This window comes from Thermoanaerobacterium thermosaccharolyticum DSM 571 (genome assembly GCF_000145615.1).
In the GTDB taxonomy this organism is placed as follows: Bacteria; Bacillota; Thermoanaerobacteria; order Thermoanaerobacterales; family Thermoanaerobacteraceae; genus Thermoanaerobacterium; species Thermoanaerobacterium thermosaccharolyticum.
Genome location: NC_014410.1, coordinates 773,546 through 796,030, shown reverse-complemented (window position 1 = coordinate 796,030; position 22,485 = coordinate 773,546). Strand labels below are relative to the sequence as shown.

Sequence of the window (22,485 nt, the reverse complement as noted above, 5' to 3'; positions counted from 1 at the left end):
AAGATGTCTTCCTGTCTATTTTATATTTACTATTCCCTTATACACTAAGCCTCTCGCTGCATCAAGCGTAACAGTCATGCCGTCTTTCAGTTTTGCAGTAACTCCTTCACATCCTACAATTACAGGTATCCCATAATTGAGCCCTACAATTGCTGCATGTGATGTAAGGCCTCCTTCTTCAGTTATTATCGCCGACGCCTTCTCTATTATAGGCATATAATCTCTTTCTGTTTTTTGTGCAACGATAATATCTCCTTCTCTAAATTTATCCTTATCTTTATATGGATCGCGAATGATAGAGACAACACCACTTATTGATTTTGTACCTATACCCGTTCCTTTTACTATCACATCGCCGACTATATGAACCTTTAACATATTTGTTGTACCTGTCGTAGCAACTGGTATTCCTGCAGAGATTACAACAATGTCACCATTCCGAATTAGACCTTCGTTAAGAGCGGTATTTACCGAAACTTCTATCATTTCATCTGTAGAGTTAACTTCTTGTGATATCAAAGGATGTACACCCCATACAATGCTAAGCCTTCTCGCCACATCTTTGTTTGGTGTCACCGCTATTATAGGAGCTGACGGTCTGTATTTAGATACCATTCTTGCTGTGTAACCTGATATTGTAGATGTAATAATAGCAGTTGCACCTATATCTCTTGCAGTTGTACATGTTGCATGGCTTATAGCATTTGTCATAGAAATATTGTAGTCCACATTCTTGTCCAAATTTTCTTTGTAATTTATATACGTCTCTATTTTTTCAGCTATCTTTGACATCGTCTTAAAAGCTTCTACAGGGTATTTCCCTTGAGCCGTTTCGCCAGATAACATTATAGCGTCCGTACCATCCAATATAGCATTTGCTACATCTGTAACTTCTGCTCTTGTAGGTCTTGGATTTCTTATCATAGAATCAAGCATTTGAGTGGCTGTGACAACTGGCTTACCTGCTTTATTGCACTTCTCAATTATTCTTTTTTGAACTATTGGTATTTCTTCTATTGGTATTTCTACACCTAAATCTCCACGGGCAACCATTATGCCATCTGAAACTTTTATAATCTCGTCTATATTTTCTACACCCTCACGATTTTCTATCTTAGAGATGATGAGTATGTGACCTGCATCGTTATCTTCTAATAGCCTTCTTATAGCAATTACATCTGCTGCTTTTCTCACGAAAGAGGCGGCTATCATATCAATGCCCTTTTTTATTCCAAACTCTATGTCGTCTACGTCTTTTTGCGTGATAGCAGGTAAGTTCAACTTGGTTCCAGGTACATTTACACCTTTATGATCTCCAATCGTTCCAGAATTCTCAACTGTACATATTATGTCTTCGCCTTTTACATCATTGACTTTTAAAGATACCAACCCATCATCGATCAATATGCGAGAACCTCTTTCAACATCTTGAGGAAGTCCTTTATATGTCACCGAACAAATAGTATCATCGCCTTCAATATCCCTAGAGGTTATCGTAAACGTCTGTCCCTCTTTTAGCTCAGCAACTCCATTTTTAAATTTCCCAGTTCTTATTTCCGGTCCCTTTGTATCAAGCATAATAGCAATCGGCAGCTGAAGCTCTTCTCTAATCTTTTTTATATTGTCTATTCTGCTTCCATGTTCTTCATGATCGCCATGAGAAAAATTTAATCTGCAAATATTTAGGCCACTTTCAATTAGTTCTCTCAGTATTTCATATTTTTCACTTGCAGGACCTATTGTGCATATTATCTTAGTTCTACGCATATCTTCACTCCCTAGATTGATAATATTTTGCTAAGTTCATATAACTTAAAGTTGAACTCTTTTCTCATAGCTAATGCAGTGTCAATATCATCATCAACTATTTGATTGTTTCTTATGCTGATTATCCTCTGTGATTTATTCTCCAATAGAAGCTCAACAGCTCTGGAACCCATTTGACTTGCAATAATTCTATCCATAACCGATGGTGCACCGCCTCTTTGTATATGTCCTAGTGTAGTATGTCTCAAATCCAGCTTAGGAAGCCTTTCTTGAATCATCTTTGATAACTCTAATCCGCTCATTACTCCTTCTGCCAATACAATTATGTGATGCAATTTACCTCTCTTAATACCATACGATATTTTGTCGCAGACCTCGTCGATATCAAATTTTACTTCAGGTATTATAATGATTTCTGCCCCACCAGCAAGTCCTGCATAAAGTGCTATGTATCCAGCATTTCTCCCCATTACCTCAATGATATTGGCTCTTTCATGTGATGTAGCTGTATCTCTAATCTTATTTATAGCATCTATCGCAGTGTTACACGCTGTGTCAAAACCAATTGTATAGTCAGTACATGGTATGTCGTTGTCAATAGTACCTGGTATTCCAATAGTATTGACTCCATGCTCATTGCTTAACAATTGTGCCCCTCTGAAAGAACCATCGCCACCAATGATTACAAGTCCTTCAATTCCATGTTTTTTTAGAACTTCTGCAGCTTTAGCTCTACCTTCTTTTGTTTTAAACTCAGCACTTCTGGCTGTTCGAAGTATTGTGCCACCCCTCTGTATAATATCACCTACAGATGACAATGTCATGTCTTCTATTTCATCGTCAATAAGTCCTTGATATCCTCTCATGATGCCTTTAACTGTGAGTCCATTGTATATACCGCATCTTACAACTGCCCTTATTGCGGCATTCATGCCTGGCGCATCTCCACCACTTGTTAATACTCCTATAGTTTTCATAATATATCCTCCTTACCAACCGGGTCCTATTGCGTCCCATTTTATTAAAAGTTCCCCTTGTAAGGGGCAATTAAAGACCATATTCAATAATAGTATTTTGTGCGTCTTGTGCTTCTGAATTGGGAACCATAACCTCGCAATATCCTTCACTATTATCTACATTTTTTTTTAGAGGTTTTAATTTTACTAAAAAGCCTTCCTTTGTCAGTATATCTTTGACCTTTTCAGCAATCTCCATGCTGTGCGCCATGTATATAACAGTCCACATAAAAAGGCCTCCTTGATTATTCTAACTACTATTTTAATTTATTTTTTGTATAATATCAATATATATTTATGTATTATACAATTTTAACATTTTCTTTTCCAAGTATACTGACAAGCTCATCTAAAAGCTCATTCGTTCCATTTACCCACAAATCTTTTTTGGCAGCAAGGCTTTTATTCGTGTATTTTATAAATACGGGAATATTTCCTCTATACCTTGATAAAACTCCCTTAATCTTTTCAATATCTTTTTGTTCTTTTACATTAAGCCACAGTTTTTCTCTAACTTTGTGGGTAAGTGGCTCAATTTCGTCACATAAAATTTTCGGCTCTTCTTCTTCTTTTAAACTGACCTTGCCTTTTATTATCACAGGTAAGTCTTCCCTCAAAAATTTTGAATACCTTTCATATATTGTAGGAAATACGATAACATCTATCGTCCCATACAAATCTTCCAGGTTTACAAATGCCATCATATTATTGTTTTTTGTAAATTTTATTTTTTTGCTTTCGATTATTCCAGCTAAAACCACATCTTGATTATCAAAAATCGATTTTTTTACAAATGTGTCATCGCCGTTTTTCAAATCCCGGGTCGTACAATTTGCTACTCTTTGAATGTCTTCTTGAAATTCATCAAGGGGATGTCCGCTTATGTATAGTCCCATCGTTTCTTTTTCCATTGAAAGTATCATGTCTTGAGAAAATTCTTTAATATCAGGAAGTGAATAGTTAACTTCATTTCTTTCGATTTCGCTCCCGAATAATGACATTTGTCCCTTTATATTTCTCTCTCTGTTTTTATGTATGCTGTCCATAATATCTTCATAAACAGCAAGCAATTGTGATCTATATACACCAAATGAATCAAATGCACCTGCTTTAATTAGGCTTTCAACAGCCTTTTTATTTAACTGCATATCATCTATTCTTTCAAAAAAATCTACAATTGATATGTATCTGCCATTCTTTTTTCTGTCCTCTACAATCTCTAATGTTGCATTTAATCCAACATTTTTCACAGCTGCAAGCCCAAACCTTATTTTTCCGTTTACAACGCTGAAATGGGAATAGCTTTCATTTATGTCTGGCGGCAATACTTGTATGCCCATCTTCTTTAAAACTTGAACATAGAAAGCTACTTTATCTGTATTATCAACAAAGCTATTTAATAAAGCAGCCATAAATTCCACTGGATAATACCTCTTCAAATAGGCTGTTTGAAATGCTACAACAGCATAAGCAGCTGCATGTGATTTATTAAATGCGTAATTGGCAAAATCAATCATCTCATCAAAAAGCCTATTAGCAGTCGCCTCATCGACACCTTTATTTATGGCCCCAGGCACTACATAGTTTCCGCTTTCATCCTTTATTCCATATATAAAGTTTTTTCTCTCTTCCTCCATAACCTTCATTTTTTTCTTTGCCATGGCACGGCGGACTAAATCAGACCTTCCTAGTGAGTACCCTGCAAGATCCCTTACAATTTGCATAACCTGTTCTTGATATACCATACAGCCGTAAGTAACGTCAAGTATTGGCTTTAGTAGAGGATGCTCGTATTTTATGTTTTCAGGATGATTTTTATTCTCAATATATCTAGGTATTTGATCCATAGGACCAGGTCTGTATAGAGATATCCCTGCTATTATGTCTTCAAGTTTTTCTGGCTTCAACTCTGTCATAAATTGCTTCATTCCAGACGATTCAAGTTGGAAAACACCTTCCGTATCGCCTTTGCTTATTAACGCGTAGACTTCTTTATCTTCAAAGTCTATATTATCAATATCTACATCTATACTTCGAGTTTCTTTTATGATGTTTAATGTATCTCTAATAACTGTTAGAGTTCTTAAACCCAAAAAATCCATCTTTAATAGACCCAATTCTTCCAGAGTCGTCATTGTAAACTGTGTAACAATAGATCCTTCATTCTTTTGCAAAGGTACATATTTTACAAGTGGTTCACTAGATATGACGACACCTGCTGCATGGGTTGAAGCATGTCTTGGAAGTCCCTCAAGAGATCTGGATATTTCTATTAACTGCCTTATCTTTTCATCATTTTCATACTTTTCTTTTAGCTCTGGATTTAATCCGATTGCCTTATCTATAGTCATTCCCGGTTCGAAAGGTATCATTTTTGCAATGGCATCAACTTCAGCGTATGGAAAATTTAATGCTCGCCCTACATCTCTGATTGCTGCTCTGGCAGCCATTGTACCAAATGTGATTATCTGTGCCACTTTATCTTCGCCATACTTTTTTACAACATAATCAATTACTTCCTGTCTTCTCTCATAACAAAAATCAGAATCTATATCAGGCATGCTGACTCTCTCTGGATTTAAAAATCTTTCAAAAAGCAAGTTGTATTTTATGGGATCTATCTTTGTTATCCCAAGGCAGTATGCCACAAGGCTTCCAGCAGCAGAACCTCTGCCAGGCCCCGTCATAATACCATTATCGCGGGCAAATTTTATAAAATCCCACACGATAAGAAAATAGTCAACATATCCCATCTTTTCTATGACAGATAATTCGTAATTAAGCCTTTCAATTACCTCTTTGCTTGGATTCGCATATCTTTTATTAACCCCTTCAATGCAAAGCTTCCGTAGGTATTCCGCCGATGTCATGCCGTTTGGAACGTCGTACTTAGGCAGTTTAGTCTTATTAAATTCAAATTCCAAATTGCACATTTCCGCTATCTTTTCAGTATTTTCCAGAGCTTCTCTGCAATATGAAAACATCTCATACATTTCATCTGATGACTTTAAGTAAAATTCATCAGTTGGAAATGACATTCTATCAGCATCATCCATATTTTTGCCTGTCTGTATGCATAATAAAACTTCATGTGCCATGTGGTCATCTCTATCAAGATAGTGCACATCGTTTGTTGCAACAATGGGTATATCCAGCTCTTTTGATAACTTTATTAATTCAGAATTTACTTTTTCTTGTTCACTTAAGCCGTGATACTGAAGCTCTAAATAAAAATTGCCTTTTCCAAAAATAGAATTGTATAAAATAGCTGTATCTTTAGCTTTTTCATAATCATCTGAGAGAAGATATGACGGAATTTCCCCACCCAGGCAAGAGCTTAGTGCAATTAATCCTTCACTATGATTTTTCAGGTACTCATGGTCAACTCTAGGTTTGTAATAAAATCCATCAATAGATGCCTTCGATACAATCTTCATTAAATTTTCATATCCAGTCATATTTTTACACAACAATATTAAATGGTAGTTCAAGTTATCTATGCCATACTCTTTGTCATACAATGACCTTGGAGCAACGTAAATTTCACATCCAATTATAGGCTTAATCCCTTGAGATTTTGCCTCTTTGTAAAATTCTATAGCACCATACATAACTCCATGGTCTGTAATAGCGATAGAATCCATATCTAATTCTTTTGCTCTTTTAACTAGTTCTTTTATTCTACAAGAACCATCAAGAAGGCTATATTCACTGTGAACATGCAAATGTACAAACATGTCAATCACCTTAAAATAATTTCTTGTTTTTTAAAAGCCTCAATGACATTAATGCTTTAGCAATCATTGTCCCATCGTATATGACAGATATCTCAACTTTGCAAAAGTTACCGCTGTAATCAATTGTTGTAGTATTTACTTCGATACTTTTCTCTGTTTGAAGAGGTCTTATAAAATAAACTAAAAAATTATCAACAACAGCATCAAATCTTTTATTTCTTGTCACTGATGATACACCACATTCACACATAAGCATCATAAGCGCACTGCTGCTGACAGTTCCCAATTGATTTACCATCTTCTGCGGTATCGTGCCAAAAAACTTCATACCGTCTTGAATTTTCTCGGCTCGAAAATCCTTTAACAATGTATCATTTATAGTTTCTTCAATCTGAGGCTGCTTTGCCATGTATTGCAATGCCTTTATAACATCTTCTCGGCTTATAATGCCTACAAGCTCTTTATTATTTGTAACAGGTAAAACTTCTATATTCCACCATATCATTAAATGTGCAGCAAAAGCTACAGTTGTCGTCTCTGTTACATATATGGGGTTTTTGGACATTATGTCTCCAATTTTATCACCTTCATCAGCTTTGGCTACCTCTCTTGATGTGACTATACCCACCAAAGCTCCGCTATCGTCAACAACCGGATACCTTGTATGGCTTGTCTTGTTTAATAACATTTTCCAATCCTTAACAGTCTGCTTCGTCGTCATATAAATGGGATTTGTAGACATGATATTATTTACCAGAAGTATTCTCTTCTTTGTCATTCTTTCATTAATTGCCTTATTTATCAATGTGGCAACCGTGAAAGTATCATAGGTAGTTGAAATCAGAGGTAGTGAAAGTTGATTTGCCAGATTTTTTACTTCATCTTTAGCATCAAATCCGCCAGTTATCAAAACAGCTGCACCCGCTTTTAATGCAGCTATCTGTGCATTATCTCTGTTTCCAAGAATTGTTAAATCACCAGGCTGAATATATTTAACCATTTCTTCGATTGTCATGGCACCTATCAAAAACTTATGAAGCTCAATATCAAGCCCATTTTCGCCTCCCAGCACAACTCCATCAACCACATTCTTTACCTCTTCATACGTAAGCCTATCAATCTGTTTATTTTTTGGCTTCGTCCTTATTGTTCCAGCTCTGGGAATAGTAGTTACAATATACATACTTTCTGCATCTTTTATGGCTTTATATGCTGTACCCTCACTAATCTTTAAAGCCTGAGCTAGACTTCTGACTGATATTTTTGTACCTTCTGGCAGGCTTTTAAGATATTCCAGTACTCTTTCATTTTTAGTCATAAAAAAATCATCCTTCATACAAAAAAGGTTTCCTAAGAAACCTTTTTTTAGATTATTCTTCTCCAAATTTTGAATCAATTAAGTCCACAAGAGCCTTTATAGCTTCCTGCTCATCGCTACCATCAGCTATAAGTTTTACTGTATTCCCTTGTGCAACACCTAATGACATAATACCCATGATGCTCTTAGCATTCACCTTTTTATTTTCTTTTTCCACCCAAATCTGTGAAGAAAATTTGCTAGCTGCTTGTACAAATAAAGCTGCCGGTCTTGCATGAAGACCTGTCTTATTTTTAATTTCTACTGTCTTTTCAGTCATAGTTATTGACTCTCCTCTCTTTTAATTTTGATACTATTTCTTCAATTTTTCTTAATCTATGATTTACTCCTGATTTTCCAACAGGAGGATCTAGCATTTGTCCCAATTCTTTTAAACTTATATCCGGATATTTGAGCCTTTTTATTGCAATCTCTTTTAAATTGTCAGGGAGATAATTCAATCCAACGCTATCTTTAATATAATTTATATTCTCAATCTGCCTCAATGATGCATTAATTGTCTTTGTAAGATTTGCGGTTTCGCAATTAACAAGCCTGTTTACATTATTCCTAATATCTTTATATACGCGTATATTTTCTAATTTCAATAAGGAACTATGCGCACCCATTATATTTAGCACATCTACTATTTGTTCTCCCTCTTTTAAGTATACTACATAATTATTTTTTCTTGCAATAATTTTTGAATGCAAATGATAATTATTTATTAATTTACTTAAATCTTTGGCATGATCCATATTGTGGGTTATAAATTCCATATGATATGCCTTTTCTGGATCACTTATTGAACCACCTCCAAGAAAAGCACCTCTAACATAAGCTTTCTTGCAACACTTTTTGCTTATCAAGCTTTTCTCAATGCCGTAATTAAGCTTAATGCCTTCGCTGTCATGCTTTATAAGTCCGACTTCTTTTAAGATATTTTCCGCAGCCGTCTTATCAGACACCAAAATAAGATAACTTAAAGATTTTTTTAATTGACTGTTTCTTCTCACCATCACCTCTGCTACAACATTAAATATATCTTTTAAAAATTTAAATACCAATCTTGCAACAGAAGCATTTTCAGTGACAAGGCTAAGACTAATTCTTTGATGTCCATATATAGATATTACGCCTATGGTTCTTATCAAAGCAGCAAGTTCAGCTAACTTACAGCACCTTTCCTCAGGATATATCCTTGATAGCTCATTTTTTGTGATAGATGAAAAGGACATATAATTCACCTCACATAGTCCTAAATCTATTATACTACATAATTTTAAAAAAACTCCTATAAATTTTATAGGAGTTCAAAAATAATTTATGAATTTAATTTCCTAATTTCCCAGTCTAGATAATCCTTGGAAGTCTTCCAATCAAATTTTTCTTTTGATGAAAGCCACTCTTTAAATTCTTTATAATCTTTCCATTCCTCGTATTCGCCTAGTTCATTTAATTTTTTTGCAGTCAAGAATCTGAAAATATCAAGGCTTCCATACAGCTTTTCGTATTCTTTGTAATACTGATAATCTCTTCCGTATCTTGCATTTGCCTCCATACTCTCACCCCAATTACAATATGGAACAAATATGGCATATATCCATATTTTTAAATATATATACTGTATATTATTCAGGAAGCCGAATTATGGTTACTTTAATATATATGCGCTATTAGGCTCCAATATCGCATATTTATCATCTAATTGATAAGAGCTCATGTCAAGAATCTCTTCTTTATTTTTAAAGTATTGGCTCGGAACTTTTAAACTCCTATCGCTGTTATTTATAACGATCGTTGTAATTTTATGGCCATATCTCCTTTCAAATGCAATAACCGAGTCTTTCGCATACAAAGTCTTTATATCACCATATCTCAGCTCTTCGCTATTTTTTCTTATAGATATTAATTTTTTGTAAAAATTATAAATATCTTTGTTTTGATTATTTTCATCCCATATCATACACCTTCTGCAATCCGGATCGACTCCACCTATCATACCAACTTCATCTCCATAATATATATATGGTATACCAGGATATGTAAATTGAAATACAACCGCCAACTTCATTCTAGATATATTTTCATCAGCCATCGTCAGAAACCGCTCAGTATCATGACTATCTATTAAGTTTAGCATACATTCATTAACTTTTTTCATATGCCTCATCAGATTTTCTGTCAAAATTGTATTGAATTTTGAAGCACTGATACTTCTTTTTGCAAAAAATTCTGTCAAAGCATTTTTAAAGGGATAATTCATTACACCATCAAATTGATCACCTCTAAGCCAAGGGGATGCATCATGCATAACCTCGCCAATTATAATTGCATCAGGTTTCACACTTTTTACTGTTTCTCTGAAATCCCTCCAAAAGCTATGGTCTATTTCATTTGCTACATCTAATCTCCATCCATCTATATCAACTTCTTGCAACCAGTATTTAGCTACATCCAATAGATATTTCTTTACTTCTGGATTTTTTGTCATTAATTTTGGCATTCTCCATTCATGATCACTAAAAACTTCATAGTTGCATTCGTCACCTGTCTTTATAGGATAATCATATATATTGAACCAATCCCAATATTTAGAATTACGACCGTTTTTAACTACATCCTGAAATGCAAAAAATTCATATCCGCAGTGATTAAAAACTGCATCAAAAATTACCTTTATACCATTTTCGTGACATTTTTTTACTAATGTTTTTGCAGTCTCAAGATCTCCAAAATGTGGATCTATTGTGTAATAGTCCGTCGTATTGTATTTATGATTTGTTGGTGACAAAAATATAGGTGTTAAATATATAGCATTAATTCCAAGATCTTTTAAATAATCAATTTTATCAATTATGCCTTGTAAATCGCCTCCAAAAAATGTATCTACGCCTGGTTTTTCACCCCATATTGCTACATTATCCGGATCATTTGACTTATCGCCATTGAAAAATCTTTCAGGAAAAATTTGATATATAATGCAATCGTTTGTCCATGAGGGTGAAAAAAAGATGTCTTTTTCGCATATATATGGAAACTGAAAATAACCATAGTAGTTAGCAGGCAGCTTCACGTCAAAAAATCCACTCTCTGTGTAGTATAATTTTTCACCATCACGTGAAACTAAATAAAAATAATAAGCAAATTTCTTTTTTAATTTCAATGTGGTTTCAAAATAATCGAATAACTCATCACTATGTGAAAGATACATCTGCTTAACCTTAAATTTGCTTTTCCATTCATATCTGTCTCTGTAAAAAACGTACGCTCTTTTAATATCATGAGACGCTGCTTTTAGCACTATATGTAATTCATCTCTGTTTAGAGGATAAGCAAATGGAATATCGCTTTTGTGAAACACTGCTTGTCTTAACATTAAAATACCCCTTTCTCATTTTTCTAATTTGACGGTGACAGGCGCTGGAATATCGATGTGTGGTATTTCTTGTCCGTCTACTGTTATTTTAGCATCCGGAGGATTTCCCATCAAGATTTCTATATTGTTTTTCACATCAAAAGTTTTAGTCATACCTGACGTCATTAAGTATTGATAAGTACTCGCTCCATCTACTTTTACACTAACCCAGCACTTTTGCCCCGGTATTGATAGGTCAACTTTGTACGAATCTCCTGCAGGTACAACTTTATAGTCCACTTCACTTTTTGTGCTATTTATCACGCTAAACGTCGTCGTTTTTACATTATTGTTGTATACATCATTAGACGTTGTATTATTTTTATTATCTGGTGCTTTTGACGTTGTATCTTTACTGCTTTGTGTCGTATCTGGAAGCGGAGCTAAGCCTCTATTGATTTGATTAACCATATAATAAATGCCAAATGCGAAAAGACATACTACTATAACTCCAATAAAAGGCTTAACTAGCTTTCTTAAAGATTCGAATATATCAAAAGCCTTTTTCTCTTCGATATCCGGCTTTACATATTGTCTCTCTTCTTCTTTATCTTTCTCATCTTCAAAAAGATAGCTGTACTTATTAAGCAGCTCATACGGATCAATGCCAACCGCTTCAGCATAACTTTTTACAAAACCCTTTGCATAAACTAAAGCAGGCATAACCCCAAAATCACCATCTTCTATCGCTTTCAAATATTTTGTACGAATTTTAGTAATCTCTTGAAGATCGTCAAGTGTCATACCTTTTTTTAACCTTGCATTTTTAAGTATATCGCCAAGTTCATTCATAAAAAATCACCTCATCGTCGATCTTCCATTAACTAATTTATCTTTTTATATACAAATATAAGTATACCAATAATTTATAATTTTTTCGATATCCAGAAAAAAAATTTAAGAATTTTTTTATATTTTACTTTAATGCATTGATTTTTTGCCTTTCTAACAAGTCCTTAAATGCTTCTAGTCTTGTCTGATATCCTGCTTCTCCTGTTTTTTCATCATAACTTAAAGACATGACAGGAATATTTTTATCATTGCTGATTTTAGCGATTATACTTTCTGCCACGATCTCAGGGGTGCAAGTAAATGGAAAAATTTGTATTATTCCGTCATAATTTTTTTCAGCATACTTTACAGTATTTGCTACTGTATTTAAGCCATGTCCACCTATGTCCCTTTCCAAATATCCATGAACATATCTTTTAAATTCTAATTTTTGAGGTAATTTAAAAGCACTGTTAATCAAATAATCAGAGAGATAATCTGTCTTAGTAACTTCTATGCCAAGTTCATTTAATGATTTGCATATATCCATGTTTGAAAAAGGCTCTAGCATGAGGTAGATTTCACCTACTAAAGCAATTTTTAATTGGATGTCTCTTTTTACATTTGCATTTTGTTTTATCTTTTCTACACCTTCTCTGTATATATAATCTAATTCCTTTTTATTTTTGGCATATTTAAGTCCTTCAACATATTTTTCATAAATTTTAGTCGTAACTCCTATTTTATCTTCATGGGCTCTTAAAATCAAAAGATGTTTTTCTAAATTGTCAGCAGCAATCATTTTTTGTACTGCGAAAATAAAGGCTTTCAAAGCATCCTTCCAATAAACTCCGGGGAAATATCCTGAAAGTTCCTTCAAAAAATCAATCAATCTTCCATGAGGTGGATCGAGTATTATCATTTTAAAATCATATCCCAGATCAATCAATGTCTCTTTTTGAACTTGCCCATAGTAGCCGAACCTACAAGGGCCAACACCACCCAACATTATTATAGTATCAGCACCTTTCTCAAGGGCCTCAATGAAATTTCCAAGATTTATTTTATAAGGAAGGCAGGCAAATTCTGGCGAATATTTAACGCCAATTGATAGTGTTTTATTTGTTACAGGCGGTGGTTCCACAACTTCTATATTAATTCCTTCAAACATCGTCTTTAAAATCATATTCAATGATCCCATATGAGGATATGTTATCTTCATATTGTAATCTCTCCTTTTCGCCATCTTAATAAATCAATAAATGCCTCAAGCCTTGTAGTTATGCCAGCTTCGCCTGTATGCTCATCAATAGTAAGAGACATGTAAGGAATTTTTCCATCTCTTTTATAATCCCTTTCAAGAAGGTCATCCGTTAGTGAATCAGGTCCACATCCGAATGCAGAAACTGATATTACTCCATCGATATCTCTATTTTCAATAAAATATTTACCTGCACCTAAAATATCTCTTCCATACGTCCAGAATAAATCTTTTTGTAGTTTACTTGCACCTAATTCAATTTTATCTCTGTCTAACATACATGTCGTAAAAACATTTGCCCCCATATTTCTTAATCTATCTATTATACCCATGCAGATGTAATCATCCATAATATCATACGAATGTGCCAGCAACGCTATTTTTAAATTTCCATTTAATTTTACATCTACACTGTTTTCTTCAATAGCTTTTATCGCTTCTGTATTTGACAATCCTCTTCTCATGACGCTTTCAAACTTTTTTTGCATTTCTATTGATTTAAGATATGCATCATAAATCTTTTTCGAATCATTAACAAATTTCTTTCCTACCCTTAAAATTTCCCTTTTCATGGTATCATCACCACGATAATAATCGATTTTCATATCAATTATTTCAGGTAAATTTGTAACCAAATTTTTTACTAAATCAGGAAGCCCTAAAAATTTTGAACATAGATATCTGCGTTTTTCGATGCTTACAACTCTCGGTATAAATATATAATCAACGCCTTTTTCTTTCAAATCGATCACATGTCCAACAAATATTTTAACAGGTAAACATGTTTCGTCAACACAGCTTTTAACTCCATCATCTACTATTTTTTTACATGTGTTACATGATGTAATAACTTCTGCTCCTAGTTCCTCAAAAAAAGTCTTCCACATAGGATAAAAATTATAGTATAAAAGCGCTTTTGGAATACCTACTATTTTTCCCATCGCTAACCTCCAATTTTTATTTTATTTATTCACACATAATATTATTTTTACCGTTGCGAGGCAATTATATACAAAAAAGCACTAGAATATATTCCAGTGCTTACATTTTGTTCCATGTGTAACATTTTATGATCCTAAAAATCATCATTAACCTTTAACTGCTCCAGCTGCAAGTCCTTGCTGCAAATACCTCTGCAGTGCCATAAATATTATGACAAGTGGCAGTGATGCAACAACAGATGCTGCTGCAAACAATGTCCAGTGAGCTGAAAACTGGTTATTTATAAAGCGCTGCAGTCCAAGAGCAACTGTATAGCTTTCAGGAGATTTTAAGACTGCACTTGATAATATAAATTCGCTGTATGTGCCAATAAAGCTAAATAAAAATATAACCACAAGCATTGGAGCAGTAAGAGGCAATATAATCCTTACAAATATCTGCCAATATGAGGCTCCATCTACCAATGCTGCTTCATCAAGCTCTTTTGGCAGTCCATCGATATATCCTTTCAAAAGCCAGATATTAAATGCACTTCCACCTGCTAATACTAACATAAATACATAAAGATTATCAAGTAAATCTAATTTTGCCAATATACCATAAATTGCTGGTAACGACATAAAAGTAGGAAACATCTGTAATATTAAAAGTGTCATTAATCCATTTTTTCTTCCAACAAATTTCATCCTACTAAAAGCATATGATGAAGTAGAGGTCAATATTGACTGTATAATTGCAACACCAAAACACAGAATTAAACTATTTTTTATCCACGTCAAAAGTTGCGTTTTCTGAAATAAGTCTATATAATTCTGAAAACTTATTCGTCTTGGGAATATAGTTCCTGTAAAAAATGCATCTCCAGTGCCAAGTGAAGCACCTACAACCCATGCAACCGGAAACAGAATAACAATTATAAATGCCCATATTATTATTCTGCTAACCCATAAAGTGACTCTTTCATTAGGCCGCATTTTATGATCTGCTCTATGTTTATGCTTAGCACTTCTCTTTGGTATTTTGGCACTTGATGAAATATCCATTTAGTCCACCTCCTCAAATGCATGCGTCATCTTCATGTTGATAAAACTTAATGTGCCCACTATCAAGAATATAATTATGGATAAGGCCGATGCAAGATCATATCTATTAAATTGCATCGTCATCTTATACGCAGAGCTTACCAGAAGATCGGTTGTACCTGCAAATGCAGTATCCGTCCTTGGTGGTCCGCCGCCTGTTATCAAGAATACCGAACCAAAGTTATTAAAATTAAATGCAAAAGATGATATAATAAGCGGTAGCGCAGACGACATAAGCATTGGTATTGTAATAAGTCTTAATTTTTGAAACCAAGTAGCACCATCAAGGTCTGCTACTTCATAAAGTTCTGGCGGTATTGCCTGAAGTCCGCCCAAAGAAGCATTCATCATAAATGGATAGCCCATCCATGCACTTGCTATTAAAATACCGACTTTAGCCCAAAATGGATCAGTCAGCCATGGAATCTTCGCAATGTGAAAATAGCTCAATAACGTATTTATTCCACCGTACTGCTGATTTAAAAGCCCCTGCCATGCAAGTATTGCAATTGTAGACGGCAATGCCCAAGGTATTATAAGTATAGCTCTGTATATATTAGTTTCCCACATGTTCTTATTATTTAATAAAACAGCCAAAAAAAGCCCAATAATATAATTTGCTAATGTTGCAATAAGTGCAAATACAATTGTCCATGCCAATACAGGTAAAAATACTGTCTTTAATGGTCCATTAATGATATCTATAAAATTTTTTATACCAACAAACTGGTATTGTCTAAAATGATTTAAACTAAAGTTAGTAAAAGCAATATATATAGTGTACGCAATAGGTAAAAAACTCAATATTGTCATAGATAATATTGCAGGCGACAAAAATGCATACGGTGTCAATTTATCACGTATCTTTGTTCCTGTTTTCATAGATCATCCTCCTCTATTATAAGTGTAAAGGGGCCAATAGCCCCTTATTTCACTGTTGAGTAGCAATACCCTGCTTTATCTGCTTAACCATATCATTTGCTGCTTTATCAGGTGTTGCTTTTCCGGATGTTACAAGCTGCAGTGCATTACCAGCAGGTGTCCATACAGCCTGCATTTCTGGTATATTAGGCATTGGTTGTGCATTTTTGGCCTGTGTTGCAAATGCATTCATTATCTCGTTATTTTTAACTTCGTCATTTTCTAATGCACTATTTAATACAGGAATTCTGTTACCTGTCTCAAATAATGGTAACGCTGTATTTTCTGCCAAATACTTCAATAGATCCCATGCCTCATCTTGATGCTTTGAGCTAGCACTTACAAATGCAGTTTGGACACCTGCAAAAGTAGGAATTGCCTTGCCATCCAGCGTCGGCATCGGAGCAACTTTAAAATTGACATTTGCTTTTTTAAAACCATCGACATCCCATGGCCCGCCTATATATAATCCTATTTTCCCACTTTGGAAATTCCCTTTAGCCATATCACCTTTAATATCTGCCGGCATAAATTTATCTGTGATTACAAAATCTCTTATCATAGACAAACCTTTTTTAGCGCCATCGTTATTTAATCCAATATCATTTGGATCAAGTTTTCCGCCATTTTGTTTAAAGACATATCCACCATTCGCTGCAATAAAAGCATAGCTATAATAGAAATTATTGACATCATATTGGAATCCAACTTTTTTGCCAAGATCAATTAAGTCTTGCATTGTAGCTGGTGGTGTTTGTACCTTATCTGTATTGTAAAACAAAGCATATGTTTCCATTGCAAGTGGAATTGCATACAATTTTCCATCAAATGAAACTGCATCAATACTCATTGGAACATAGTCTGATTTATTTACTATACCATTTGGCACTTCTGCAAGCAATCCTGCCTTTTGGAAAGTCCCTAGATTATCATTAGCTATACCAAACATTATATCCGGCCCTTTGCCGCTCTGTGCAGCTGTAGAAAATGCCTGGAAATCGCTTTGATCTGCTAATACTTTAACTGTGTTTCCTGTTTCTTTAGCCCATTTGCCAGCTATCTCTTGAACTTTAGCAACCTCAGAATCTGTCAAATGTGACCATACAGTTAATGAAACTGATTCCTTTTTTGTACTATTAGATGATGAATTAGAACTGCTGTTTGAATTGCTGCTGCCACATCCCGTTAGTAATGTTGACATAACTAATACCAAAATAGTAAGAAATGCAAAAATCTTCGTAAACCTCTTCATAAAAGTGCCTCCTCGAATAAAATATTGACATATTCTAAAATAGAATAACGTTGATAATTGTTCTTATCTACACGCCTCCATTTCTATATTATTACAGCAACCGCTTTCCTTTGTTGAGTAAATATTTGAGCGCTTACCTGCAATCGCTTGCGCTCCTTTAATTTTATTTTATAACTTATCTCAACAATTGTCAATAGTTCCTTAAATAATATTTTTATACAAAATAAACACATCACCACCTGATAAAGCCATCGTAACTTAATATCTTGTTATATTTTCTATCATTGCTTCACAGCACCTGCAATTATTGCCGTAACTAATTTCCTCTGCGCCAAGAAGTAGAATATTAAAACCGGCAAGATTGCTATTGTAAGCCCTGCCATACCAAGATTCCATTGTTTCGTATATTGGCTGAAAAAGTAAAATATCATAAGTGGAAGCGTTCTTGATCCTACCTTATTTATTACTAGTGACGGTAGCAGGTAGTCATTCCATATCCACATTATATCTAATACAGCCAGGGTAATAGTCGTTGGACTCAATAGCGGTAAAATGATATTCCAATAAATCCTAAATCTGCTGCACCCGTCAATAAGCGCTGCTTCATCTATCGATGTCGGTATTCCTTTTAAAGCACCGTAATATAAAAATACGCCTAAACTAGATCCAAATCCTAGATACATAAATACAAGACCAGATCTCGTCAATAAATGAAACCTTCCAAATTCAGCTACAAGAGGTATCATAACTGATTGAAATGGAATAAGCATGGCAACAGTAAATACCATGTATATAAAAACGCTGCTTTTCCTTTTCACCCTTTGAAGTGCATATGCTGTCATTGAAGAAAATATAGCTATTATTAAAATGCTAAAAATTGTAATCAACAAAGTATTAGAAAATGCTTCACTTAGATTTAAATTTGAAGCTGCTGTCTTATAGTTATCCAGCATAAGACTGTTCGGCAGAGACAATGTATTTATAAAAAGCTCTTTTTTTGTCTTAAATGAGTTTACAAGTATTATATAAAATGGAGATATCCAAATCAGCGACAGCACAATACCCACTATCGTTAATAAGTATTTTTGAACATTAACTTTTTTCATCACATCTCAACCTCTCTTCTTTGAGTGAAATATACTTGAATAATTGAGATAATAGCAATAATTACAAACATTACTACTGCCTTTGCTTGCCCTACAGCCATCTCCTGAGCTGAAAAAGCAGTCTGGTATATATTAAGCGTAATCATCTGCGTCGTATTTCCCGGTGCGCCCGCTGTAAGTGAAAGGTTTTGGTCAAAAAGTTTAAATGAATTTGATAGTGTAATAAACAAACTTATCGTAAAAGCTGGGGATATCAATGGAAATATAACATTCTTAAATTGTTGCCATGAATTTGCTCCATCTATTTTTGATGCCTCAACTAAATCTGTTGGAATGCTTTCTATATACGCTATATAGATGACCATGACATAACCTATCATCTGCCAAGATGTTACGATTACCAGCCCCCAAAAACCGGTATTAGTAGTTGACAACCATCCGCTAAGCCATCCAATATGTGTAGCATCCGATATTGTTTGAAATACATCTACAAAAATAAAGTTCCAAATAAATCCTAGTATGAGACCACCTATCAGGTTAGGTAGATAAAATGCGGTACGCATAAAATTTCTAGCAAATATTTTTCTCGTAACAAGCATTGCAAGGCTTAATCCTGCAACATTGATTATTATTATACACGCAATTGCAAATTTTGCCGTAAACAATATGGAGTTCCAAAACTCAGTATCATCTTTTAATAGCATGAAATTTTTCAATCCTATAAATAATGGCTGATTTATTCCATTCCAATCCGTAAAAGAATAGTATATTCCAATAATAAATGGTATTAATACGACAATAATCAGTGATAAAAGAGTAGGTGCTATAAATAGCCAGTACCAAATTCCACTTTTTAAAAATTTAGCTTTCTTAACCATTTCCATACCTTCTTTCTTATTTATAAAGTGGGAGAACAAAATATTATTCTCCCACTAATATTTATTTGAAACCGTCTCTAATAATTATTTTCGTGCATCAGCCCAAGCTTGTTTAGCATGATCAATTAATTTATTCCAATCAAGAGAACCATTTACGTATAGTTGTATATCTGCGCCAAGTACGTTTTGTCCCCAATTATTAGGATAGCCCATAAATACCCATCCATATGTCTTTCCTTGACTAGCAGCCACAAATAACTGCATTCCTAATGGATCTGATATGCTATCAGCGCTATACCCATTGTAAGCCGGAACAAATTTGAACTGCTGTGTAACTATTTTCTTACCTTCATCAGAAGTATACAGCCAATCTAAGAAATCTTTAGCAGCTTTTTGAACTTCAGCTGGTTTATTGCTGTTTACTGCCCAATACATTGGAACACCTTCCGGATAGCTGTCCTCTTTATATCCTGGAACTGGATACGGCAGCATTCCTATATCGTTTTCTGCAAAGTTCTTATCAAGTGATTCTAACGTCGGGTATACCCAGTTGCCTTGCTGAATCATTGCTACTTTGCCAGTGCCAAAAAGTTTTTCAACCTGTGTGCTGTAATCAAGGCTTGCTGTAGGCTGTACTGAATATTTATTTTGCAAATCTATCATTTGCTTCATTGCATCTGCATATTTGAATTCTACCGTTTTCGCATTAAATGCCTTCATGACGTCTCCATCAAATTCAGGTGACAAAAATGCATTTGACAAGTGTAAGCCTGTTACCCAGGTCTCTTTTGCTGGGAATGCAAAAACTGCCTCTATTCCTAATTCTTTTTTCTTTGAATCAAGCGTCTTTACAGCATTTACTAGTGCATCAAATGTCTTTATGCTAGATGGATCTATTCCCGCTTTATTAAATATTTGTTTATTATAAATTAACCCATAACCTTCAAGGTCAAATGGCAAACCGTAAATCTTTCCATCCTGTGTAACACCAGTAAGAGTACCATTAATTGCCTCTTTTGCAGCTTTTGTATCGGATAAATCTGCTAACTTCGGTTTCCAAGTTGCAACATCTTGTGGACCGCCTACATTAAATATTGCAGGCTCTGAGCCAGAATTAAATTTTGCTTTAAGTGCTGCGCCATAATCTTGTCCACCGCCGACTGTTTCTAAATTGATTTTAACGTTTGGATTTTCTTTCATATAAGTATTTATCGCGTTTTGAAGAGCATCTTTTATTTCAACTTTAAATTGGAAAATATCTAACGTGACAGATTTGTTTGTTGTCTCTGTCTTACTTTGACTTGTATTATTCTGATCTGTTGACTTACTTCCGCACCCAGAAATCAATACTGAAAAAGCCATTAGAAGTACTAAGAGCAAAGCTATTCCTTTGCCAGAACGACTCATAATAAAACCTCCTATTTATGGTAAGCCAATATTTAATTATTGGCTTATACCATTTTTTATTTTAAACTATAGATGAGAAAAAATGATAACAAATATTACCATCAAATAGATACACTACACCTATGCTAACTGTAGTTGTTCTAAAATTTCATCAATAGGTACTTTATTATTAGCTTGCTCATATAGCCATTGAACACGCTGCTTTTGTACTTCTTTGCGAACCTTTTTTATTCCTTGTCCAAATTTGCAATATTTGTCGTCTGAAGTCGTACAATACATGTATGTCAATGATATAAGCCATAATAATCTATCTATTGATTTTGTTGAGCGTACTTGATACGTATTTAGTCCAAGATTATTCTTTGTCTGTCTAAAGAATATTTCTATAGGCCATCTTTGACTGTAGTAATTTAGAATTGTCTCGGTATCTAATTCAGTATTAGTACAAATAAATGCATGTAGAGCATTCTCATTTTTAAAAGCTTTCTCAGGCCAGCACAATACTACTACAGCATTATCTATGCCATTTAAGGCTCCTTCATAGCGATATACCCAGTAATTAGAACCGTTCACTGTAACGAGGTGAACTTCGTTCTTTTCGATATATTGGGCAAAGTCTTTTATCTGAATTCTAATGCCTTGTGGATAGATAATTCTGTTAGTTTTTAGTGCTCCTATGAAGATGGTATCCTCTTTCAAAATGTGCTTCTATTACTTTTTTGTTTATGTACCATGAATCACATAGTCCATATGCTGGTCCTTTAGGTATTGGAAGCATAGATACCATTTCACATATTCTTTCGATTTTGCTTTTGCCACCTTTTTCATAGCGCTCAATGCAGCAAGGCAATACTACTTTGCCGCAGGATAGCATCATGGTAAGAAGTTGGTGTCCCCAAACTTGTTTCCCTTTTAAATGTGATTGATGGAATCCTGTTGCCTGGATAGTATGTTTAGCCTGTAACGAAGGCTTTGTCTTCTCAGCAATAGTATCATCAAAAATCACAAATATCGGCTTGTTGCTAATTTGGGATAATTCAAATATAATACGAATAACTTCTCGCCTTATAGCTTTCCATGCATACTCTATATTCCAAACACCTTGGCTTAAAAATTTGCCAAAGGTAGTTCTATGGCAATTAGCAAAGCTTAAATTAACTATGTCAGTGACAGTACCACTATAACCCTTTTGAGTGGCAGCAATTATAAATTCTACAATATGGCGAATAACAGGCTTAGAGAAATATAATGCAAAATTTAATTTCATTAAGTACTGGATTATTGATGAATTTTCTGTTATTCTTTTATTATGAGACATTTGCTCCACTCCTATGATTAATATTGTTATAGGGTAACAATATATTAATACCATAGAAGCGAGCATTTGTCTCTATTTTTTATTAAATTTTTTCATGTAAGTTTATTATGTAAATTTGTGCCAGTGAATTTTCTCATCTATAGATATTTTATATCCTTCATCGACAAATGTCAATAGATTTATTTGTTAGGTTTTTTAATTTTTAAAAAATTTTTAAATAACTTATTCACAAAAAGCCATATTTAGTACATT

18 protein-coding genes and 1 pseudogene are annotated in these 22,485 nt (G+C 34.1%); all 19 read right to left on the bottom strand.

Going from position 1 to position 22,485, the window contains the following annotated elements; genetic code table 11:
* Nucleotides 1-15: 15 nt before the first annotated feature.
* The 19 genes and pseudogenes from pyk to TTHE_RS03765 all read right to left on the bottom strand — a co-directional run bounded on the left by pyk (nt 16) and on the right by TTHE_RS03765 (nt 22,233).
* Nucleotides 16-1,767 (bottom strand): pyruvate kinase, encoded by a 1,752-nt coding sequence (gene pyk / locus TTHE_RS03855; RefSeq protein ID WP_013297300.1) that lies wholly within the window; start codon nt 1,765-1,767, stop codon nt 16-18.
* Nucleotides 1,768-1,778: 11 nt separating this feature from the next.
* Nucleotides 1,779-2,744: a 6-phosphofructokinase gene (gene pfkA, locus TTHE_RS03850; protein WP_013297299.1), complete on the bottom strand. Its 966-nt coding sequence runs from the start codon at nt 2,742-2,744 to the stop codon at nt 1,779-1,781.
* A gap of 70 nt (nt 2,745-2,814) precedes the next feature.
* A complete protein-coding gene (locus tag TTHE_RS03845; RefSeq protein ID WP_013297298.1) occupies nt 2,815-3,012 on the bottom strand; it encodes a hypothetical protein in 198 nt (65 codons plus the stop codon).
* 73 nt (nt 3,013-3,085) lie between these two features.
* Nucleotides 3,086-6,520: a DNA polymerase III subunit alpha gene (locus tag TTHE_RS03840; protein ID WP_013297297.1), complete on the bottom strand. Its 3,435-nt coding sequence runs from the start codon at nt 6,518-6,520 to the stop codon at nt 3,086-3,088.
* Nucleotides 6,521-6,530: 10 nt separating this feature from the next.
* Nucleotides 6,531-7,856 (bottom strand): DRTGG domain-containing protein, encoded by a 1,326-nt coding sequence (locus TTHE_RS03835; protein WP_013297296.1) that lies wholly within the window; start codon nt 7,854-7,856, stop codon nt 6,531-6,533.
* 34 nt (nt 7,857-7,890) lie between these two features.
* Nucleotides 7,891-8,157, bottom strand: a complete 267-nt coding sequence (locus TTHE_RS03830; RefSeq protein WP_013297295.1) for an HPr family phosphocarrier protein — start codon at nt 8,155-8,157, stop codon at nt 7,891-7,893.
* On the bottom strand, nt 8,150-9,115 hold the full coding sequence (gene whiA / locus TTHE_RS03825; RefSeq protein WP_013297294.1) for a DNA-binding protein WhiA: 966 nt from the start codon (nt 9,113-9,115) through the stop codon (nt 8,150-8,152). Before whiA ends, TTHE_RS03830 begins: the two co-directional genes overlap by 8 nt.
* A gap of 86 nt (nt 9,116-9,201) precedes the next feature.
* Nucleotides 9,202-9,438: a hypothetical protein gene (locus TTHE_RS03820; protein ID WP_013297293.1), complete on the bottom strand. Its 237-nt coding sequence runs from the start codon at nt 9,436-9,438 to the stop codon at nt 9,202-9,204.
* A 93-nt stretch (nt 9,439-9,531) separates the two neighbouring features.
* Entirely contained in the window at nt 9,532-11,256 is a 1,725-nt protein-coding gene (locus TTHE_RS03815) for a glycoside hydrolase family 13 protein (RefSeq protein WP_013297292.1), read from the bottom strand.
* A 15-nt stretch (nt 11,257-11,271) separates the two neighbouring features.
* A complete protein-coding gene (locus tag TTHE_RS03810) occupies nt 11,272-12,087 on the bottom strand; it encodes a helix-turn-helix domain-containing protein (protein WP_013297291.1) in 816 nt (271 codons plus the stop codon).
* A gap of 124 nt (nt 12,088-12,211) precedes the next feature.
* The gene (locus TTHE_RS03805) at nt 12,212-13,288 is read right to left on the bottom strand and encodes a hypothetical protein (protein ID WP_013297290.1); all 1,077 of its coding nucleotides are present in this window, start codon (nt 13,286-13,288) and stop codon (nt 12,212-12,214) included.
* Nucleotides 13,285-14,268: an acyl-CoA dehydratase activase-related protein gene (locus TTHE_RS03800; protein ID WP_013297289.1), complete on the bottom strand. Its 984-nt coding sequence runs from the start codon at nt 14,266-14,268 to the stop codon at nt 13,285-13,287. The genes TTHE_RS03805 and TTHE_RS03800 overlap by 4 nt, the downstream gene beginning before the upstream one ends.
* Nucleotides 14,269-14,415: 147 nt before the next feature.
* Complete coding sequence (locus TTHE_RS03795; protein WP_041587532.1) at nt 14,416-15,243, bottom strand: sugar ABC transporter permease; 828 nt, start codon at nt 15,241-15,243, stop codon at nt 14,416-14,418.
* A gap of 69 nt (nt 15,244-15,312) precedes the next feature.
* Entirely contained in the window at nt 15,313-16,233 is a 921-nt protein-coding gene (locus TTHE_RS03790; protein WP_013297287.1) for a carbohydrate ABC transporter permease, read from the bottom strand.
* 49 nt (nt 16,234-16,282) lie between these two features.
* Nucleotides 16,283-17,524 carry a sugar ABC transporter substrate-binding protein gene (locus tag TTHE_RS03785; RefSeq protein WP_013297286.1) on the bottom strand — a complete coding sequence of 414 codons (1,242 nt, stop codon included), beginning with the start codon at nt 17,522-17,524 and terminating at the stop codon, nt 16,283-16,285.
* A gap of 281 nt (nt 17,525-17,805) precedes the next feature.
* Nucleotides 17,806-18,630, bottom strand: coding sequence for a carbohydrate ABC transporter permease (locus tag TTHE_RS03780; protein ID WP_013297285.1), 825 nt, complete (start codon nt 18,628-18,630; stop codon nt 17,806-17,808).
* The gene (locus TTHE_RS03775) at nt 18,630-19,508 is read right to left on the bottom strand and encodes a carbohydrate ABC transporter permease (RefSeq protein WP_049774945.1); all 879 of its coding nucleotides are present in this window, start codon (nt 19,506-19,508) and stop codon (nt 18,630-18,632) included. The genes TTHE_RS03780 and TTHE_RS03775 overlap by 1 nt, the downstream gene beginning before the upstream one ends.
* Nucleotides 19,509-19,592: 84 nt before the next feature.
* The gene (locus tag TTHE_RS03770; RefSeq protein ID WP_013297283.1) at nt 19,593-20,915 is read right to left on the bottom strand and encodes an ABC transporter substrate-binding protein; all 1,323 of its coding nucleotides are present in this window, start codon (nt 20,913-20,915) and stop codon (nt 19,593-19,595) included.
* A gap of 120 nt (nt 20,916-21,035) precedes the next feature.
* A pseudogene (locus TTHE_RS03765) lies at nt 21,036-22,233 on the bottom strand (IS701 family transposase).
* Between the last annotated feature and the right edge of the window lie 252 nt (nt 22,234-22,485).

What these genes read in the sequence shown, in the direction of transcription:
- pyk (WP_013297300.1), bottom strand. Translation starts at nt 1,767, where the DNA reads ATGCGTAGAACTAAGATAATATGCACAATAGGTCCTGCAAGTGAAAAA.
- pfkA (WP_013297299.1), bottom strand. Translation starts at nt 2,744, where the DNA reads ATGAAAACTATAGGAGTATTAACAAGTGGTGGAGATGCGCCAGGCATG.
- TTHE_RS03845 (WP_013297298.1), bottom strand. Translation starts at nt 3,012, where the DNA reads ATGTGGACTGTTATATACATGGCGCACAGCATGGAGATTGCTGAAAAG.
- TTHE_RS03840 (WP_013297297.1), bottom strand. Translation starts at nt 6,520, where the DNA reads ATGTTTGTACATTTGCATGTTCACAGTGAATATAGCCTTCTTGATGGT.
- TTHE_RS03835 (WP_013297296.1), bottom strand. Translation starts at nt 7,856, where the DNA reads ATGAAGGATGATTTTTTTATGACTAAAAATGAAAGAGTACTGGAATAT.
- TTHE_RS03830 (WP_013297295.1), bottom strand. Translation starts at nt 8,157, where the DNA reads ATGACTGAAAAGACAGTAGAAATTAAAAATAAGACAGGTCTTCATGCA.
- whiA (WP_013297294.1), bottom strand. Translation starts at nt 9,115, where the DNA reads ATGTCCTTTTCATCTATCACAAAAAATGAGCTATCAAGGATATATCCT.
- TTHE_RS03820 (WP_013297293.1), bottom strand. Translation starts at nt 9,438, where the DNA reads ATGGAGGCAAATGCAAGATACGGAAGAGATTATCAGTATTACAAAGAA.
- TTHE_RS03815 (WP_013297292.1), bottom strand. Translation starts at nt 11,256, where the DNA reads ATGTTAAGACAAGCAGTGTTTCACAAAAGCGATATTCCATTTGCTTAT.
- TTHE_RS03810 (WP_013297291.1), bottom strand. Translation starts at nt 12,087, where the DNA reads ATGAATGAACTTGGCGATATACTTAAAAATGCAAGGTTAAAAAAAGGT.
- TTHE_RS03805 (WP_013297290.1), bottom strand. Translation starts at nt 13,288, where the DNA reads ATGAAGATAACATATCCTCATATGGGATCATTGAATATGATTTTAAAG.
- TTHE_RS03800 (WP_013297289.1), bottom strand. Translation starts at nt 14,268, where the DNA reads ATGGGAAAAATAGTAGGTATTCCAAAAGCGCTTTTATACTATAATTTT.
- TTHE_RS03795 (WP_041587532.1), bottom strand. Translation starts at nt 15,243, where the DNA reads ATGCGGCCTAATGAAAGAGTCACTTTATGGGTTAGCAGAATAATAATA.
- TTHE_RS03790 (WP_013297287.1), bottom strand. Translation starts at nt 16,233, where the DNA reads ATGAAAACAGGAACAAAGATACGTGATAAATTGACACCGTATGCATTT.
- TTHE_RS03785 (WP_013297286.1), bottom strand. Translation starts at nt 17,524, where the DNA reads ATGAAGAGGTTTACGAAGATTTTTGCATTTCTTACTATTTTGGTATTA.
- TTHE_RS03780 (WP_013297285.1), bottom strand. Translation starts at nt 18,630, where the DNA reads ATGAAAAAAGTTAATGTTCAAAAATACTTATTAACGATAGTGGGTATT.
- TTHE_RS03775 (WP_049774945.1), bottom strand. Translation starts at nt 19,508, where the DNA reads ATGGTTAAGAAAGCTAAATTTTTAAAAAGTGGAATTTGGTACTGGCTA.
- TTHE_RS03770 (WP_013297283.1), bottom strand. Translation starts at nt 20,915, where the DNA reads ATGAGTCGTTCTGGCAAAGGAATAGCTTTGCTCTTAGTACTTCTAATG.